4 protein-coding genes are annotated in these 3676 nt (G+C 42.6%); all 4 read right to left on the minus strand.

The annotated features are described in order from the left end of the window. Window positions 1-25 precede the first annotated feature (25 nt). Entirely contained in the window at window positions 26-649 is a 624-nt protein-coding gene (locus tag J6I68_RS00590) for a recombinase family protein (protein ID WP_292216338.1), read from the minus strand. Between the two features lie 13 nt (window positions 650-662). Continuing rightward, window positions 663-950, minus strand: a complete 288-nt coding sequence (locus J6I68_RS00595) for a hypothetical protein (RefSeq protein WP_292216339.1) — start codon at window positions 948-950, stop codon at window positions 663-665. A gap of 329 nt (window positions 951-1279) precedes the next feature. Further along, the gene (locus J6I68_RS00600) at window positions 1280-3157 is read right to left on the minus strand and encodes a recombinase family protein (protein WP_292216341.1); all 1878 of its coding nucleotides are present in this window, start codon (window positions 3155-3157) and stop codon (window positions 1280-1282) included. Further along, window positions 3154-3540, minus strand: a complete 387-nt coding sequence (locus J6I68_RS00605; RefSeq protein WP_292216342.1) for a recombinase family protein — start codon at window positions 3538-3540, stop codon at window positions 3154-3156. Before J6I68_RS00605 ends, J6I68_RS00600 begins: the two co-directional genes overlap by 4 nt. Window positions 3541-3676: the final 136 nt, after the last annotated feature.

The raw sequence follows: 3676 nt of genomic DNA on the forward strand, positions 1-3676 counted from the left end.
AGAAAGTACACCTTCTCGAACTTTATTAGCTGTTCTTGATCATGGTCTTTCCGAATACTTTAGCTCTATCATAAAATGTCGTCCTTGGCATTCCGCATTCCTTTGCAGCCTGTGATAGTGATATTTTCTTATGTTTCCATCGCTGGTACACTTCTTGAAAGTTCTCTGGCAATGGTTTGGGCATTCTTCCGAAACGAACACCTCTTGCTTTTGCAGCAGCAATTCCCTCTGCCTGCCTTTGGTGGATGGTCTGGTACTCTGTCTCTGCAACATATGACAACAGCGCTAGAATCAGGTCACTGATAAATGTTCCCAGCAAGCTCTTTTCACGCCTCGTATCAAGAAGAGGCATATCGATTACAACAATATCAGCACCCTTTTCCTTGGTGATGATACGCCACTGATCGCTAAGATCATGGTAATTACGCCCCAGTCTGTCAATGGATTTGATATACAGCACAGAATTTCCGTCAAGCTTTCTGAGCAGCTTCTTGTACTGTGGACGCTCAAAATCCTTCCCTGACAGCTTATCCAGATATATGTTGCTCTGCGGCACTCCCATCTCCATCAATGCAAGGATCTGTCTGTCCTCGTTCTGCTCCCTTGTTGAAACCCTGGCATATCCATAAATCTTTTCGTTTTCGCTCATTTGAAACCTCCAATCAATGTTTGTTACGGCTGTTATTCATATCAGCCATTTGTGCTCTGATCTGATCCCGTCTTGCCTGTGTTATTCTTCTGGGCTTACGGTAACTAACGTACTGTTTGGGCATGGAATAGGTCTTGTCGATATCAGTTGCCTTGATGCACCTGTACACATCAGGGAACTCGGTAACTAACGAGTCAAGTTTTCTTATAATGGCCTTATCTCTGGTATAGACTACTGCCTCTTCCTCCCCGGCATTGAAGTTGATAACTGTTTCCTGTTCTATCTTGGTTAATCTGCTCATTTCTTAGGCTCCTTTCTGACTGCCCTCTTGGTCTGTTCTGTAGTCTGTGGCACGGACGGAAACCAAAAGAAAAGATGGATAGGATAAGATGGGATAAGATTAGTTAGTTAATAGGGTATATCTTTATTCTCTTTTTCTTTGGTTCTTTCTTTTTCTCTTCTTTCTAGGGGAAGAAGGAAGAAAAGAGAAGGGAGGAAAAGGGAAGGAAGAGAAGGAAAACTATCCATCAGTAATTACCGTATTGGAGCAATATAAAAAAGTGTTAATGAAATCTTCTCCATTAACACTTTCTTACGTTTTGTCTATTCAGTAATTACCGTATCAAATGCTTAAAAATCAGGTGTTTCTGAGCTTGCTACCACTACACTTTCTCTGGAATAATGCTCCTGATCATATTCTTCAGCAGGGATCCCAAACGTATTTGGATTCATGGCCTTAAGTTCTTTCAACCTTGTCCTTCTTCGGGGATCATACCTCTTTTCCCAGGCTTTCTGAACGCCTCTGGCCTTTCTGTCCAGATACTGTCTGTGGCGCTTATCCTTAATAGCTTCAATACGCTCCTGCTCAGCTTTCTCTGCATCCGTCAATTCTTTCTCAGGCATACAGTAACTACCGATGAAATTGAAATAAATATCAATCTTCTGAGTAGTCTGTATTGATCCTTTCCTGTCACGCTCATGAACTAGTATCTTATCGACAAATTCATTGACCATATATGGCGTAAGTTCATCAAAATTGTTGTACCTTGCCATGAGATCAACAAATCTCTTACCACTGCGTTTGTTTTCCTCTATCGTTTCAAGGTCGGCTTCAAGCTTACCCGACTCCTCTTTCAGAGCCATCTGCTCCTTGGAATACTGTGTTATCAGTGTTTCATATCTACTCTCAGGCATCCTGCCAAGTGCATTGTCCTCATATATCTTGCAGATAAGTTTTTCCAGCTCTCCGATACGTTTTTGGCAAGCCTTCTGTTGCTCCGCTTTTGCCTTTGCTTCAGCATTTCTGCCAGCTGACTCCATCTGTGTTATCTGCTCGATGAAAGCTTCGGGATCTTCATCTATCTGTGACTTGAGGTATCTCAGCGTATCCTTAAGGATATCCACAACGGCATCGGCATTTATCCTGTGACCAGAACTACACAGTGATCCGACAGGCTGCTTGCCATACTTCGCACAAACATACTGAGCCACACGTTTGCCATTACTTGTCCTGTGGCAATACATAAGAGAGCCACAGTCAAAGCAGTACATCTTTCCATCAAGAGGATGTGCCTCACCCCAACCGTTTGGATATCTCTTGATACCAGTCCTGCACTTCTGGGCATTATAGAATGTCTCCTCGTCAACAATAGGTTCCTGTGTGTTTTCAAATACCTGCCAGTATTTCTGGGCAACATAATGGCTTTTCTTATCCTTGAAATGCTTGCGGGTCTTGAAATTAACAGTATGTCCAAGATACTCCTTTTTGGTAAGAATAGACGATATTGTTGAACTGTTCCACCTGTAAGGATGCTCTATTGGACGGGTCTGCCACAATCCCATTCCCTGTTTTTGCTGATGTACAGCAGGTATCTCTATGCCATCAGCCTCCAGTATCTTCGCTATCTGAAAAGGTCCTTTGGATTCAAGAGTGAGCTTAAAGATTCTTCTTACAACTTCAGCTGCCTCTTCATCAACAATCCAATGGTTCTTATCCTGTGGATCCTTTATATATCCATATGGTGGAGAACTGGCAACGTGTTTCCCGGAATCCCCTTTAGCCTTAAAGGTGGAGCGGATCTTTTTGCTGGTGTCTTTCGCATACCACTCATTCATGATATTACGGAACGGGAGAAAATCATCATCCCCATACATGGTGTCTGTCCCATCATTTACAGCGATAAGGCGGACATTCTTTTGTCTGAACATTTCCACAATCTGTCCGACCTTGAGGTAATCCCTGCCAAGACGGCTCATATCTTTTATGAGAACAGTCCCGACATTTCCGTTTTCGATTTCTTCCATCATTTCCAAAAATGCAGGTCTGTCAAAACGTGTACCCGATATTCCATCATCAGCAAAGTGCCTTGGTCCAGGTAGTTCGTTTGATATTGCATACTCCATGAGGAGTTGTTTCTGATTGGAGATACTGTTGGATTCGCCCTGAAGCTCATCATCATGGCTCAGTCTCTCATAGAGCGCTGTATACTGCTGCTTTTGTTTCTTCATAGCCTGCCTCCTCCCTGTTTCTGACTGAAAATATCTATTCCATCGCTTACCGATATCAGATGCGCTCCATTATCCTGTAAAGCCTGTACTATTCTGATTACTTCCACCAGATTTCTACCAATGCGGCTTATATCCTTTACCACTACTGCACCAACATATCCGCTCCTAACATCCCTTAACAGTTCATTTAAAGCAGGTCTGTCAAGCTTTCCTCCGGAAATACCCTCATCGGAATAGTGTTTAAGACAAGTAAGTTTGTGAGATTTTGCATATTCCATCAGCGTTTTCTTCTGTGCTAAAATACCATTAGGCTCGTCAGGACTATTACTCACATGGTTTGTTCTCTCATACAACGCAGTGTGCTGTTGCTTTTGGTTTTCCATAAAGCTCCTTTCTGCCATAAAAAAATGGCAACACATAATTAGTCTCTCGTGTCAGGGGATACTGTCAAAATTCCCTTGTTTCTGCTACTTGTATCGTATTGATACAAGAAACTAATTATATGTTGCCACACCGGCA

The sequence above is a fragment of the Butyrivibrio sp. genome, from assembly GCF_017940685.1.
Lineage (GTDB): Bacteria > Bacillota > Clostridia > Lachnospirales > Lachnospiraceae > Butyrivibrio.

Coding starts and splice junctions, on each gene's coding strand:
- J6I68_RS00590 (WP_292216338.1), bottom strand. CDS start 649: ATGAGCGAAAACGAAAAGATTTATGGATATGCCAGGGTTTCAACAAGG.
- J6I68_RS00595 (WP_292216339.1), bottom strand. CDS start 950: ATGAGCAGATTAACCAAGATAGAACAGGAAACAGTTATCAACTTCAAT.
- J6I68_RS00600 (WP_292216341.1), bottom strand. CDS start 3,157: ATGAAGAAACAAAAGCAGCAGTATACAGCGCTCTATGAGAGACTGAGC.
- J6I68_RS00605 (WP_292216342.1), bottom strand. CDS start 3,540: ATGGAAAACCAAAAGCAACAGCACACTGCGTTGTATGAGAGAACAAAC.